Source organism: Microbacterium salsuginis (assembly GCF_012524205.1).
GTDB classification, from domain to species: domain Bacteria; phylum Actinomycetota; class Actinomycetes; order Actinomycetales; family Microbacteriaceae; genus Microbacterium; species Microbacterium salsuginis.
On the sequence record NZ_JABACI010000004.1, the window covers coordinates 515,547 to 530,003 of the forward strand.

The following is a 14,457-nucleotide window of genomic DNA, read 5'->3' on the forward strand; positions in this document are numbered from 1 at the left end:
GCGCGGGCGGCCGGTCAGGACGCCGGGCGGGGACTCAGACTGATCGGTGCCGGCGACACTCGCGACTGATGGGCGAAAACACCAGTCGGTGAGGTGACACGCCGGGCCGGGGCATCCGGTGTCGGCGTGTCCTGGTGACGGGCTGGTGTTTTCGCGCGCGGGCGGCCGGTCAGGACGCCGGGCGGCGACTCAGACTGATCGGTGCAGCCAGGGGCGCAGCATCCGCGTCACCCACGGCAGCACCGCGTACGTCATGACGGGCGTGAGAAGCACCGTCGTGACGACCACGCGCGCGATCAGCGGCCACTCGCTGAAGCCGGGCACGAATCCGAGCAGCCACGATGCGAGCAGGTTCGTCGGGAAGAAGCCCAGCCAGATCGTGACGGCCTGCTTCCAACGGGGCGGCGCCGGCGGGATGGGCTGCTGGACGGGGCCGGTCGGCGTGCTCGCGCCGGCGCCGCGCGGACGGCCATCGGCGTCGCGCGGTTCGACGTCCGTGGCGAAGGGCGCGTCGAACCACCCTTCGATGCCGGTGCGACGTTCGACGCGGACCTCGCTGGCGAAAGCGCGCCCGGATTCCAGCCACCACGCGCGCTGACCGGACTGCTCCCAATCCTCGAGCGTCGGGATGTCACGGAAGCGGTAGAGCATGTACCAGAGGTCGCTGCTCTCACCCGCACGGACCCAGCCTGAGCCGAGGAAGCCGGGGAAGCCGGCGGCGAGGTCGGTGCCCGCCTGCATCCAGCTCGTGGCCTCGGCGGTGCGGGAAGGGTCGATGCGTCGTTCGATCGCGACGGTGATGGGGTGGGCCACGGGTTCTGCCATGACATCCATTCTCGGCGTGCGGCTCGGCGCGCCATCACCGGGCCGGCTGCGGGACGGCGCGACGTGGCACGGCGACCGGTCATATGAGGGGCGGCGGGATGCGGCATCCCGCCGTCCTCCTCTTGCCCGGCGGCGCGGTGGGCGAGCGCGCGCGGCAACGAGAGCAGCCAGATGCCCATCGAGACGAACGCCACGAACTCGTACAAGGCGAGGGTGATCACGCCCGCCGTGAGCAGGACCATCCCCGTCGCGAGCAGGCCGACGCAGAGCATGGTCGCACGGCGGAACCGGCGGCTGCGTCCCGGCAGTGCCAGGCCCGCGCAGACGATCCCGAGGAACGACAGGCCCAGGCCGCTCGCGATCAGGTCGTGCATCTGGGCGCTGACCGGAATGGGTACGAGGCCCACGGCGGTCAGATGCAGCCCGGCCGACACGATCGCCGCCCGGAACGCCCGTGCGGCGCGGCGGCCGGTGCCGGCCGGGAGCGCGAGCGAGACGAACACGCCGTAGGCGGCGAGGAAGAAGCCCGAGAACATCACGCTCGTGTTGAACACGCGCCCCGACACGTCGGCGAACGTGCCCAGCTGGGAGAAGTGAAACTGCCACCACGAAGCGTCTTGTGTCGTCAGGACCGAGATGAGCACGCCCACCGGCAGGGAGAGGACAGCGAGACGACCGATGCGGTGTGCGGTCGCGGCATGATGAACGGTCGGCAGGGCCGAGGATGGGACGCCGACTGCCGTCGACGAAAGGACGCGCGTGCCCGCCGGACCAGGTGGCGCGGTTGCTGCGGCGGAAAGGGTCGTGGGAGACATTCGACTCACGATCGGTTCTATGGCGAACCGTCCGGTGTCGGGTCGACCCCCCAGGCGGACCCGTCACCGAGGTCCGCCGCGTACGGCAACAATCCCCAGTTCAGCGGCAAGCCGCTGGGGAAACAGTAACGCCGTATGCCGGGAGAGCGCTGGCCGAATGTTGCAGAGTCTCGTACAGGATGTGCGCAGACGACCCCGGTAAGGTGGGGGAGTCGGCTCTGGACACCGCGTCACGCGGATGGGTTTGTGAGTCCAAGGGGCCGATGGTCAGGGCGATTCCGCCTCGACGACCATCAATATCGAATGGCCCCCGGCCGACGAGAGTCCGGGTTACTCCCCGTTGCGCGCGATCGTGCGCGGCGGCATGTGGAGCGCTGTTCTTGCGAGAACAACCCAGAAAGTCACCCATGCCCAAGAACAAGAAGCCCGCCGGCGGACGGCCCGCGAAGAACTTCGAGCCGCGTTACGGCGCCAAGACCAGCTACCAGGACCGCAAGCGCCGTCCCGGTGAATCCTCCGCCGGCAAACCCGGCAGCAAGAGCGCGGGACACCGCGGACACCGCGCCGAGTCGACGGACACCTCTCCCAAGCGCCGTTGGACCGCGCAGGAGAAGGTCGGCCGCGACGAGGCCCGCGGCATTCGCACCCACTCGCGTGATGACCGGCCGGTTCGTTCGTATGACGACCGTCCGCGTCGTGATGACCGTCCGGCTCGTCCGTTCGATGACCGTCCGCGTCGTGATGATCGTCCGGCTCGTTCGTTCGATGACCGTCCGCGTCGTGATGACCGTCCGGCTCGTTCGTTCGATGACCGTCCGCGTCGTGATGATCGTCCGGCTCGTTCGTTCGATGACCGTCCGCGTCGTGATGATCGTCCGGCTCGTTCGCACGACGACCGTCCCCGTCGGGATGCCGGAGACCGCGGTGCGCGCGACGCGCGGGCGCCGCGACTGGATCGTGTGAACCGCGACGACCGTCGGTCGTTCGGTGACGCGCGTCCGTCCTACCGCGGCGACGACCGCCGCTCCCCGTCTTCGGACCGCGGGGCGCGCTCGTATGACCGTCCGGCTCGCTCGTCTGATGACCGTCCGCCTCGCGACAGCACTGACCGTCCGGCTCGTTCGTTCGATGATCGTCCGCGGCGCGACAGCAACGATCGCCCGGCCCGTTCGTATGACGACCGCCCCCGTCGCGACGACCGGCCGCGTCAGGAAGGGCGCCCACGTCGTACCGACGCGCCGAACCGCTCCGACTGGAATGCGCCGACCCGTACCGCCGCGCGTGAGGCGCAGGTCGATGTCGTCCACGAACGCCTGCAGGCCGAGGCCGTTCAGGCCGGCGAGGTCGAGAACGTGACGTTCGGCGATCTGGGCTTGGGTGAGAACATCGTCCGGACGCTGGCCGACCTCGGTGCGCAGCATCCGTTCCCGATCCAGGCCGCGACGATCCCCTCGATCCTCGACGGCAAGGACGTGCTCGCCCGCGGCCGCACCGGCTCGGGGAAGACCATCGCCTTCGGTGCGCCGCTGGTGGAGAGCGTGCTGCGCTCGCAGTCGGGCGGACGCCGTGAGTTCGGTCGTGCCCCGCGAGCTCTCATCATGGCGCCCACGCGCGAGCTCGCACTGCAGATCGACCGCACGATCCAGCCGATCGCCCGCAGTGTCGGGCTGTTCACCACGCAGATCTACGGCGGTGTGCCGCAGGGACGCCAGGTGGGCGCTCTCAAGAAGGGCGTCGACATCATCATCGGCACGCCCGGCCGCATCGAGGATCTGCTCAACCAGGGCAAGCTCGACCTCTCGCAGATCCGCATCGCGGTGCTCGACGAGGCCGATCACATGTGCGAGCTGGGATTCCTCGAGCCCGTGCAGCGCATCCTGCGTCACACCGCGGACGGCAGCCAGAAGCTGCTGTTCTCGGCGACACTCGACCGCGAGGTCGCGTCGCTGGTCGACGAGTTCCTCGTCGCACCCGCGGTGTACGAGGTCGCGGGTGAGGACCAGGAATCGGGAACCATCGAGCACCGCGTGCTCGTGATCGACCACCGCGACAAGGCCGAGATCCTCACGTCGCTCGTCGACCGCGACGCCAAGACGCTCGTCTTCGCCCGGACGCGCGCATACGCCGAGATGCTCGCCGAGGAGTTCGACGACGCCGGCATCCGCGCTCTCGCCCTGCACGGAGACCTCAACCAGGCCAAGCGCACGCGCAACCTGGAGCGGCTCACGTCGGGCCGGGTCAACGTGCTCGTGGCGACGGACGTCGCGGCCCGCGGCATCCACGTCGACGACATCGACCTCGTCGTCCAGGCCGACCCGCCGGACGAGTACAAGACCTACCTGCACCGCTCGGGCCGCACCGGCCGCGCAGGCCGTGAGGGCACCGTCGTGACGCTCATCACGCGGCAGCGTCGTCGTCGCATGACCGAGATGCTGGAGCGCGCCGAGATCGATGCGCCGTTCGACGAGGTGCGTCCGGGCGATCGCGTGATCGAGGCCCTCCGGCAGGCACGCTGACGCCACCGCACCTCTGCATCACCGCAGCCTTCGGCGCCGGGTCTTCGGACTCGGCGCCGATTCGCGTCTCCGCACGGGTGTTGCAACAACCATTGCGGGATGCGCAATCGCCCGTTGACGCTCCGCAACGCCAGGGCCAGGCTGTGGCTCGCAGCGGCTTCGCTGCGGAACGGCCCTCCCGTGACATTCCGGTTCTGACGCAAGGAGATGTGCGCACAGATCCCATCGATCTGCATCCAGGTATGACCGGCTGACCGACATCACGGTCAGGCAGGTGAGTCGCGTACGGCGCGGCGCCCGGATGCCGACGTTCGGCGTGCGCGGAAGTGACGATCCATCCATCCATACGAAGGGGTATCAAGATGACGTATCTGACCGAAACGCAGCATCGGAGACGGTGGCTGCGCACGTCGTTGCTGGCGGTCCTCGCGGCCGGCGCGCTCGCTGTCGGCACCATCGCGGCCGCGCCCGCGGCGATGGGCGATGAGCAGCTCGACCTCGGCCCGACACTGGTCGAGACAGGGACCGGGCCCTCCGGCTATGCGATGACGTTCCGCTATCAGGCTCCCGCGGGAGTTGAGCAGGTGCACATCTACGGTGACTGGACCTATTCCGTTCCCGAGAACGTGACGTGCGACGGTTGCGGCGACGGCCGGCCGCCGTGGGAATGGCAGCCCGGTGATGTGGCCGCGACGCAATGGCGGACGATTCCGATGGAGCTGGGCGACGACGGTGTGTGGGAGGTCACGGTTCCGCTCCCGGCCGGGACGTTCCGGTACGCGTTCACCCACGACTGCACGAGCGCCGTCGCGACGGGCTGCACGCTCAACTACGATCCGGCGAACCCGTGGGAGATCTTCCCGCAGTACCCGGGCGCCCCGGGCGCGGTGCGCAGCACGACGTGGGTGCCCGAGAACCCGGACTTCCCGACCTACGACACCGACTACCAGCGACCGGTCGCCGCTGCGGATCTCGGGACTCTCGAATCCGTCCGGTACCCGTCGCCGTTGTCGACCAATCCGGTCGGCGTGCACGACATGGTCGTCTACACTCCCGCCGGCTACGACCCGGACCGGGAGCAGCCCTACCCCACGCTCTACCTGAGCCACGGGGGCGGCGACCACTCCACGGCGTGGACGATGCAGGGCGTCGCGCACTACATCGTGCAGAACGCCATCGACGAGCGCGCCGCGTCCGAGATGGTGATCGTGTCGACGGACTTCAACGGCCTGCCCGGGGGCAACACCGGGTACGTCAATGAACTGCGCAACAACGTGATCCCGTACATGGAGCAGCACTACAACGTCTCCGCGGCCGCGATCGACCGTGCGTTCGCCGGGTTCTCGGCCGGCGGCAGCCGCGCGTCGACCATCCTGTACGACCACACCGACCTGTTCGGCTACCACGCAGTGTGGAGCGCAGCGCCGCCCGCGCCGTCGGCCGAGCAGATCGAGCGCATGAAGAACGTGGAAGGCGAGATCATGATCGGCACGGGACTCCAGGATCGTCTGGGGAACATCGCCGTGAACCAGTTGGCACGGATCGAGCAGCTCAAGGCCGCCGGCGTCGCACTGACCGATCACCACGTCCCCGGCGGACACACGTGGCATGTCTGGCGTCCCCTCCTGGACTTCTACATCCGCGATGTCATCTTCGACGAGGATGACGACGGCGTCGCCGACTCGTTCGACGTCTGCGCCGCCACTGCGTTGCCGGATGTGCCGACTGGCGACCTGCGGCCGAATCACTACGCGGCAACGGCGGACGGATTCGTGGATGCCGCGGGTGACGTCGGATACAGCCTGCTGGAGGCCGGCGGGTGCTCCGGATCACAGATCATCGAGGCCGCGGGCCTCGGCCAGGGTCATGTCAAGCACGGCATCGCCCGGGGAGAGCTCGAGAACTGGATCGCGTCGGTGACCGACTGAGTCCTCGGCGGCCGGCCGTCGGGACCCTGCGTCCCGGCGGCCGGCGCTCGCGGCTTCTCCTCCGCCGAGACGATGGTCAGAGCAGGTTTCTTCCCGCAAGGTTCGCCATCAGGTCGCGCGCCCCGAAGGTCCACGGCGCGCAGTTCTCGGAATGGTCCACGACGTTGACGAGCGACCCGAGCATCGGCGTCGAGATCGTCACGACGTCCCCGACCCGGTGCGTGAATCCCTCGCCGACGATGTCGCGGTCGGCGACCGGTGCGAACATCGTGCCGAGCATCAGCACCGCGCCGTCGGGGTATTGATGATGGCTGCCGATGAGCTGGTCCACCAGCGAGTCGGGGTCGCGCGAGATCTCACGCATGGGGGAAGCGTCAGCCAGGTGGAAGCCATCGGCCCCGCGGATGTCGAGGTGGACGGTGAGACGGCGGACGTGTTCCATCGTGAACGCGTCGTCGAAGAGCCGGATGAACGGGCCGAGGGCGCATGATGCGTTGTTGTCCTTTGCTCGCCCGAGCAGCAGCGCCGAGCGGCCTTCGATGTCGCGATGGTTGACGTCGTTGGCGAGCGTCGCGCCGACCGTGCGTCCGCTGGACTGAACGATCAGCGCGATCTCCGGTTCCGGATTGTTCCACGATGACGATTCGAGGATGCCGACGGCCGACGCCGTTCCCACGGCGGAGAGGACTTGACCCTTGGTGAAGAGCTCGGCGTCGGGACCGATTCCGACCTCGAGGTATTGGCTCCACAGGCCGCGGGCCGACAGGGACTCCTTGATGAGCGCGGCCTCGGCGGAGCCCGGAGTGACGCGGGAGAGGTCGGTCCCCACAGAGGCTCCGAGCAACTCGGCGCGGATGCGCGCCGCCTCGAGTTGATCGCCGCGAGCTCGCTCCTCGATGACCCGTTCGACCATTGACGCCGCGAACGTGACGCCGGCAGCCTTCAACGCCTGCAGATCGACGGGGGCGAGCATCCACGGCTTGCCCGGGCCGCGCCGAGCGGACGCCGTGTTGCGGACGATGTCGTCGACAGTGCCGAGACTCGGTCCCGTGACGCCTCGCGCCACCGTCGCCGGATCGTCGTGCTCGCAGAGGTCGCGCACCGTGGCGAAGTGTGCCGTCAGGTCCAGAAGCTCGCCCTCGCGAACGACGACGACGGAAGGTCCGCCCGCCGCGGGATCCCAGACCCGGCCGATCAGCACGGCGTCGTCGACATCGTCGGGAACGGTCGCGCTGGGTGCGCCGATCCACAGCTCGGGGTCTGGTGTGCTCTCGTGCGCCACCGTGCTCATTCTCCGTCTCTGCTCGGGAGGTTGAAGAACGACAGTTCGTCGCCTGGGCGAATGTCGTACGTCGACTCCGAGAAGAGACGCAACGGATGGGCGGCGAACGGATGCCGTGCGATCGCGTCGCGGTCGAGGGTGATCCCGAGGCCGATGCCCCCGGGAATCATCACATCGCCCTCGTCGGTCAGGACGAGTCGCTCCGATGAGATGTCGGGTCGCCACGGGACGTCGGTCGCCATGATCTCGAGGTAGTGGAAGTTGGGAACGGACGCCCCGATCTGCAAAGTGGCAGCGGTGCTGATGGGACCGCTGGGGTTATGAGGAGCGAAGCCGACATAGGACACGGCGGCAAGCGTGGAGATGAACGCCAGCTCGCCGATGCCGCCGGCGTGGGTCACATCCGGCTGCACGAAGTCGACGGCGTGCCGGGCGAGAGCGGGCGCGATCCCTTGCCTGCCGAACCAGCGCTCGCCCGCCGCGATCGGCACGGGCGAGACACGCCGGATCTCGCACAGCGCATCCAGATTGTCGGGCGGGCACGGCTCTTCGAACCAGACGGGACGGAACGGCTCCAGCTCGCGGGCGATCATCGTCGCGGTGCGGACGTCGAACCGCCCGTGTCCTTCGACGAAGAGTTCGACATCCGGACCCACCTCGTCCCTGACTGCCTGGAGTTGTGCGAGGGATCGGTCGAGCTCGGCGTGGCTGATCGTGAGGTCGAAGTTCTCGAAGGGATCCCACTTGAGTCCGCGGAAACCCGTCTCGACGGTTCGCCGTGCCGCGGCGGCGTAGTCCTCAGGCGATTCCGCGCCCGAGAACCAGCCGTTCGCATACGCGCGCACGCGGTCACGGGTCTGGCCACCGAGCAGCCTCGACACGGGCACCCCCAGCTCCCTGGCCGAGATGTCCCACAGGGACATCTCGATCGCGCTCAGCGCGCTGCCGACGACGTGGCCCCCGCGCCAGTACCCGTCGCGTACCAGCTCGTACATCGTCGACGAGATCCTGGTCGGGTCACGGCCGATCAGGGCCTCCTCGAGGTCGGCGAGCGCCCCGAGGACTGCCCGCTCCCGGCCTTCGAGCGTCGCCTCCCCCACGCCGGTGATCCCTTCATCGGTGTTCACCTCGACGAGCACCAGATTGGTCCGGTAGAAGTCGACCGTATGAACGTCGACCGATGTGATCTTCACGCGACTATCCCTTCACTGCACCCGCGGTCATCCCGCCCACGACATACTTCTGGGCGAAGAGGTAGAACACCACCGCGGGAAGCGTGAACATCAACGCCACCGCCATCACCGTCTGGATCGGCGTGCCCAGCTCACCGATGAAGTTCGCGATGCCGACGGAGGCGGGCTGGATGCCGGGGGTGAAGATGAACGTCACGGCGAAGACGTACTCGTTCCACGCGTGGAAGAACGCGATGACTGCGGTGGCCGCGATCGACGGGGCGATGAGCGGCAGATTGATCCGCAGGAGGATCCCCAGGGGCAGCGCTCCGTCGACGCGTGCCGCCTCTTCGAGCTCGCGCGGTATCCCGTCGATCGCGCCCTTGAGGATGAGCGCGACGATCGGAAGCACGAATGCCGAGTTGGCCAGGATCAGTCCCGCGAGCGAGTCCAGGAGGCCGAATCGCCGAAAGAGGGAGAAGAGCGGCACCACCATGAGCGCTTCCGGCAGCATCTGCGTGAACAGCAGCACGATCGTGACGATGACCTTGCCCCGGAAGCTGAAGCGCGAGAGCGCGTATCCGAGGGGGATGCCCAGCCCGATCGACACGATCATCGTCCCCGTCGCGATGATGAGGCTGTTGACGAGCCAGCCGATGGCCTTCCCATCCGCGAGGGCGGTGCCGAAGACACCGATCTGACCAGGATCCGGAATCAAGCGGGGGGAGGAGGCGAACAGATCGGCATTGGATGACAGGGCTGTCACCAGCATCCAGTACAGCGGGAAGACGGCGATCCCGAGAGCGATGAGCACGCCGATGACGCGCAGGACCAGCCCGAGTGTCGTGGAGCGCGTCATCCCTGACCCCGTTCCTGGAACCGGGCGACCGCACTGCTCGCACCGATGACCACGAGAGAGATGAGCACACCCACCATTCCGATCGCTGCGGCCGTGCCGAGCTGCTGTGACTCGAAGGCCTGCGAGTACAGGTCGATCACGATCGTCTCCGTCGTCCCGACGGGTCCGCCCCTCGTCATCAGCCAGATCAGCTCGAAACGCCGGATCGACCAGATCGTCATCAGAAGCGCCAGCAGGCCGACGGTGGGCTTGATCACCTGCCATGTGACGGCGCGGAACGACCACCATCGGCCGGCGCCGTCCATGGTCGCAGCCTCGGCGAGGTCCTGGGGCACTGCCTGCAAGGCTGAAAGCAGCACCACCGCGGTGAACGGGAACAACTGCCAGACCGTCGTGACGAGAATCGCCGGCAGAGCGTATTGAGGACTGTCGAGGATCGCCCCGCCGGGAACGCCGAGCCCGATGGCGTTGAGGAACCGGTTGACGATGCCGTACTGGGCATTGAGCATCCACGTGGCGATGAGAGCGACTGCGATGCCGGGAGCAGCCCACGGCACCGTGATCAGCGCCCGCGCGAATCCCCGGCCTCGAAACGAGCGGTTGAGGAGAAGCGCGAGGCCGAGACCGACACCGACAGAGCCCACGACGCACACGACGGTGTAGACGAGGGTGGTGACCAGTGTGCGGTGGAACTCCGGGTCGCCGAAGATCTGCTCGTAGTTGGCCAGGCCGACCCACTCGCTGCGTGTCGGGTTCAACAGCGTGGTGCGGGTGAAGCTCATGTAGATCTGCTGAAGCAGGGGGACGGCCTGGAACAGCAGGATGAAGACCGCCGCAGGTCCGAGGAAGACGTACGGCGTCCAGCGGCTGCCGAGGGGACTCTTGCGACGGCTGACGGTGCGGTCGGCGGTCGGTGGAGCGTGTACTGCCATGGGTCTCCTTAGTGCAGCGTCGCCGGTGCCCACGGGGCACCGGCGACGCCGCAGAGCTCAGCCGACGAGTTCGACAGCCTCTTCTTGTGCCTTGTCCAGCGCCTCCTGCATCGTCTGCTCCCCCTGGAGAGCGGCGATCACGTTCTGCACGACCACCTTGCGGATGTCAGGGGTTCGCGACTCGAACCCGAGGACGACGTGAGGAAGGCTCGAATCGGTCAATTCGTCGAAGACCGGGAGGAACGGGGTCTCCTCCAACGACTCTGCGCTGCGCTCCGTCACGGTCGCGACGCTGCTCGCCCCGAGGATCTCCTGGAGCTTGACCTGGTTCTCTTCTTCGAGCACCCATTCGATGAACGTCGCCGCCGCTTCCTTCGCCGGGCTGGCCTCGTTGATCACGATGGGTGCGAGGATCGCGCCCTGCACGCGCTCCGGGAACGGGATCGGGGCGACGCTGAAGTTGAGGTCCGGTCCCTGCCCCTTCGTCGCCGAGACGTACCCGCCGTTGTTGAGCTCCATGCCGACCTTGCCCTCGGCGAACATGCGGCGGAAGGTGGCGGCGTCGGCTCCCTTGGGAATCACATTGGCGTCGTAGAGCTCCTGGTATGCCTCGAGTCCTTCGAGGTTCTCCGGGCTGTTGATCGTCAGCTCTTCGCCGTCGGACCAGGCGCCGCCGAATCCGTAGACGTAATTGAAGATGTCCTGCCAGACTCCGGCCTCTTCGGCCTCGGTCTGCCGGAACGCCAGACCGTAGGTATCGCCACCAGTGAGCTCGACGGCCGTCTGGAAGAACTCCTCGTACGTCGTGGGCGGCTCCGGAATCAGGTCCGTGTTGTAGAACATGCCGTAGTTCGAGGCCTCGAAGATGATGCCGTGGCGCACACCGTCGTGCACCATGAACTGGTCCGGCTGCTCGAGCAGGTCGTACCCGTCGACGTCGATGAGGTCGTCCAGCGGTGCGATGAGCCCCGCCTCCGATGCCGAGGCGAACTCCGGCATGTCGAAGCGGATGAGATCAGGACCGAGGCCGCTGCCCATCTGCGTCAGGATCGTCTGCCCGAAGGTCGGATAGGGGACTGCGGCCGCGGCCACCCGCACTTCGTCCTGGCTCGCGTTGAACTCGTCGACGAGTTCGAGCAGCAGCGGCCCCCGGCCCGGGTCGCCGAAGGTCGACGCTGCGAAAGTGACTGTCGTGACGCCTCCGGTCTCGGTCGGCGTCTCGGTGGCGCTGCACGCGGTGAGCGCGAGGACGAGTGCCGTACCCGAAGCGGCGGCGATCATCCCCGTCCTGCCGTGCCTGGCAACTCTCATCTTTACTCCTTCGTAGTGAAAGCGGATTCCGGCGCAAATCGCAACTGGCGTCGCAACGCGTGCAACGTTAGGCAGTCGTTTCACTGGGCGCTACACTGCATTGCAGATAACGCAATGGAGGCATCATGTCGCAGTCCGTGCAACGGGCCATCGAATTGATCCAGCGATCGGCGGAAGGCCCGATGTCCCTTTCGGACGCGGCTGAGCTGCTCGATGTCCACAAGTCGACCGCGTTGAGGATCCTCCAGACGCTGGAAGCCGCACGCTTCGTGCGGAAGACAGGCGCCGGAACCTATGTGTTCGGCAGTGGCCTGATCGAATTGTCCGAGCTCACTCTCGGTTCCATGGATCTGCGCCAGCACGCGGGTGGGCTGCTGCGCGACCTGCAGCGACGCACCGGGCATACCGTCCACCTCGCGCAGCTGATCGGCGACGAGATCATCTATGTCGACAAGGTCGACAGTCCGGCTTTTCAGGCCGTGCAGCTGCCGTCGCGCGTGGGCCACGCTGTGTCGATCTACGCCAGCGCGGTCGGCAAGGTCATCTTGGCCTACCTGCCCCGGCAGGAGCGCGACCGGCTGCTCTCGCACGTCGTGTTCGAGCGCTATACACCCACGACATTCGCCGATCGCGACTCGCTCGAGGTCGAACTGGCCGGCATCCGCCAGCGAGGCTGGGCCGTCGACAACGGCGAGCACGACTCCTATGTCATGTGCGTCGCCGTTCCGGTACGCGATTCACGCGGTCAGACCGTCGCCGCCATCTCCGTCACGGCGATCGAGGTCGTCGCCACGCTCGCCAAGCTCGAAGAGAACCTGCCTCTCCTGTTCGCGACGGCCCGCGACGTCTCTGCCGAGATGGGTCACAGCGCCTGAGAGCACGGACCAGCGGCCGGCGCTTCCGCCCACGGGTCTTCCGCCTGCCGGGCTCCGCCTGCCAGAATGGGCATGGCGGTATTTGTTAGGACGGTTTCCTAATCGTCCGAACGGATGCCGCATCCCATCGCAATCGAAGGAGCTTGTGTGTCCCCGCGCAGAATCCCCGCGCTCGCCGCGGTCGCCGTCGGCGCGCTCGTCGTCGGCCTGGCCGCCGCATCGCCCGCCACCGCGGCATCCGAAGTATCCGCTCCCACCACCACGCTCAACGGCTACCGCAACGTCGGCTACTACGGCCAGTGGCGAGCGACCGGCGAGGCGCAGGCGACCGTCAAACGGCTGTTCGTCGACACCGCCGCCGCACAGAACCTCACCCACCTCAACTACTCGTTCGGCAACATCGCCGGGGACCAGGCCGCTCTCGACGCCGCTCGAGCCGCCGGCGTGCAGGGGCTCGACGAGGTCGAGCCCTTCACGTGCTTCATCTCCGACACGCCCGCCGCAGGACCGGGTCAGACCGACACCGCGGGCGACGCCGCCAGCGACTTCGTGCACGCCTTCTCGGCGGAGCAGTCCGTGCTGGGGATCGCCGACACGAAGACGCAGCCGCTCGCCGGCAACTTCAACCAGCTGCAGCAGCTGAAGCGCCTCTACCCCGACCTCAAGGTCAACGTGTCGCTCGGCGGCTGGTCGTGGTCGAAGTCGTTCTCGAAAGCAGTCGCGACCCCCGAACTGCGTGCCGCGCTCGCCGAATCGTGCATCGACCTGTACATACGTGGCGACCTCCCCACGATCGACGGACGCGGCGGCGACGGTGCAGCCGCCGGCATCTTCGACGGCTTCGACCTCGACTGGGAGTGGCCGGGGGCGCCCGACTGGGCTCAGGAGGTCGGAAACTCGGTCGACCCCGTGAACGACCGCGCGAACTTCCTCGCGTTCGTGAAGGAACTGCGCGCTCAGCTCGACGCCGTCGAGGGCGAGACCGGGGCGGACTACGAGCTCTCCGCGTTCCTGCCCGCGGGCCCGACGCAGATCGCGGCCGGGGGATGGAACGACCCGGAGCTGTTCGAGTACCTCGACTACGCCAACCTCCAGGGCTATGACCTGTGGGGCTCGTGGGCTGCCGAGACCGGACATCAGGGCAACGTGTTCGGTGACCCCGCTCACAACTGGGGACTCGGGCTCGACACCGTCGTCGCCTCGTACATGAACGCGGGCATCGACCCCGCCCAGCTGAATCTCGGCCTCGCCGCCTACGGCCAGGGGTGGCGCGACGCCGAGCCGCAGCCGTGGACGACGTCGGGAGGCGGGCTCGGCCAGATCACGTGGGACCAGCTCAAGACCCGTGACCTCGACATCCATCACGAATACACGGCGGAGGGCCGCTTCAACGCGACGTGGGGATACGACCCCGCCGCGCGGGAGTTCTGGTCGTTCGACGACGAGCTCGCGGTCGCCGAGAAGACGCGCTGGGCGATCGAGCAGGGTCTGGGAGGCGTCGACTTCTGGGAGATCGGCAACGACGTGGCCGGTGACCTGTCCGCCGCCTCGGCTGACGTGCTGCGTGCCGCAGCACCCGGGCCGGTCTCGGGGCCGCCCGCCCTGCTGTGTGCGCAGACGCCGCTCGCCCCGGCCGCACCGTGGAACGCGCAGACCACGTACCGCGGCGGAGAGCTCGTGCATCTGGACGGCCGCGTCTTCGAGGCCCAGTGGTACGCACGAGGCGATGAGCCGGGCGCATCCGTTCGCGGGCCGTGGAGCACGCTCACCGCCTGCGGCGTCCACCCTGACACGGTGCAGGACTGGTACGCCGACCGCATCTATGGGAAGGGCGATCAGGTCGTGCACGACGGAGTGACCTACACGGCGCAGTGGTGGAGCCGCGCGGACGAGCCCGGCGGGAAGCGCGGTCCCTGGAAGCCCTGAACCCGGGCCACGACGG

The 14,457-nt window shown here is 67.9% G+C and carries 10 protein-coding genes and 1 pseudogene; 4 read left to right on the forward strand and 7 right to left on the reverse strand.

The annotated features are described in order from the left end of the window. Positions 1 to 189: 189 nt before the first annotated feature. Both HF576_RS14250 and HF576_RS20865 read right to left on the reverse strand, forming a co-directional pair. Positions 190 to 834: an antibiotic biosynthesis monooxygenase gene (locus HF576_RS14250; RefSeq protein ID WP_168913456.1), complete on the reverse strand. Its 645-nt coding sequence runs from the start codon at positions 832 to 834 to the stop codon at positions 190 to 192. Positions 835 to 1,043: 209 nt separating this feature from the next. Next, positions 1,044 to 1,640: pseudogene (locus tag HF576_RS20865) on the reverse strand (DUF998 domain-containing protein); the annotation flags it as partial. Between the two features lie 407 nt (positions 1,641 to 2,047). Between HF576_RS20865 and HF576_RS14260 the strand changes: the two are divergent. Next, the gene (locus tag HF576_RS14260; protein WP_168913457.1) at positions 2,048 to 4,156 is read left to right on the forward strand and encodes a DEAD/DEAH box helicase; all 2,109 of its coding nucleotides are present in this window, start codon (positions 2,048 to 2,050) and stop codon (positions 4,154 to 4,156) included. A 362-nt stretch (positions 4,157 to 4,518) separates the two neighbouring features. Continuing rightward, positions 4,519 to 6,084 carry an alpha/beta hydrolase-fold protein gene (locus HF576_RS14265; RefSeq protein WP_168913458.1) on the forward strand — a complete coding sequence of 522 codons (1,566 nt, stop codon included), beginning with the start codon at positions 4,519 to 4,521 and terminating at the stop codon, positions 6,082 to 6,084. A 76-nt stretch (positions 6,085 to 6,160) separates the two neighbouring features. On the opposite strand, the gene HF576_RS14270 is transcribed toward HF576_RS14265, so the two are convergent. Genes HF576_RS14270 through HF576_RS14290 form a run of 5 tightly spaced genes read right to left on the reverse strand, consistent with a single transcriptional unit; the run spans position 6,161 to position 11,640 of the window. After that, the gene (locus tag HF576_RS14270; RefSeq protein ID WP_205835251.1) at positions 6,161 to 7,375 is read right to left on the reverse strand and encodes a fumarylacetoacetate hydrolase family protein; all 1,215 of its coding nucleotides are present in this window, start codon (positions 7,373 to 7,375) and stop codon (positions 6,161 to 6,163) included. Then, on the reverse strand, positions 7,372 to 8,559 hold the full coding sequence (locus tag HF576_RS14275; protein WP_168913459.1) for an enolase C-terminal domain-like protein: 1,188 nt from the start codon (positions 8,557 to 8,559) through the stop codon (positions 7,372 to 7,374). Before HF576_RS14275 ends, HF576_RS14270 begins: the two co-directional genes overlap by 4 nt. Positions 8,560 to 8,563: 4 nt before the next feature. Next, the gene (locus tag HF576_RS14280; protein ID WP_168913460.1) at positions 8,564 to 9,397 is read right to left on the reverse strand and encodes a carbohydrate ABC transporter permease; all 834 of its coding nucleotides are present in this window, start codon (positions 9,395 to 9,397) and stop codon (positions 8,564 to 8,566) included. Beyond that, positions 9,394 to 10,329, reverse strand: coding sequence for a carbohydrate ABC transporter permease (locus HF576_RS14285; RefSeq protein WP_168913461.1), 936 nt, complete (start codon positions 10,327 to 10,329; stop codon positions 9,394 to 9,396). Before HF576_RS14285 ends, HF576_RS14280 begins: the two co-directional genes overlap by 4 nt. Before the next feature lie 57 nt (positions 10,330 to 10,386). After that, positions 10,387 to 11,640, reverse strand: coding sequence for an ABC transporter substrate-binding protein (locus HF576_RS14290; RefSeq protein WP_168913462.1), 1,254 nt, complete (start codon positions 11,638 to 11,640; stop codon positions 10,387 to 10,389). Positions 11,641 to 11,765: 125 nt separating this feature from the next. Here HF576_RS14290 and HF576_RS14295 point away from each other — a divergent pair, with 125 nt between their 5' ends. Together HF576_RS14295 and HF576_RS14300 are read left to right on the forward strand one after the other, a co-directional pair. After that, positions 11,766 to 12,515, forward strand: a complete 750-nt coding sequence (locus HF576_RS14295; RefSeq protein ID WP_277348936.1) for an IclR family transcriptional regulator — start codon at positions 11,766 to 11,768, stop codon at positions 12,513 to 12,515. Between the two features lie 147 nt (positions 12,516 to 12,662). After that, positions 12,663 to 14,441 carry a glycosyl hydrolase family 18 protein gene (locus HF576_RS14300; RefSeq protein WP_205835252.1) on the forward strand — a complete coding sequence of 593 codons (1,779 nt, stop codon included), beginning with the start codon at positions 12,663 to 12,665 and terminating at the stop codon, positions 14,439 to 14,441. Positions 14,442 to 14,457 lie beyond the last annotated feature (16 nt).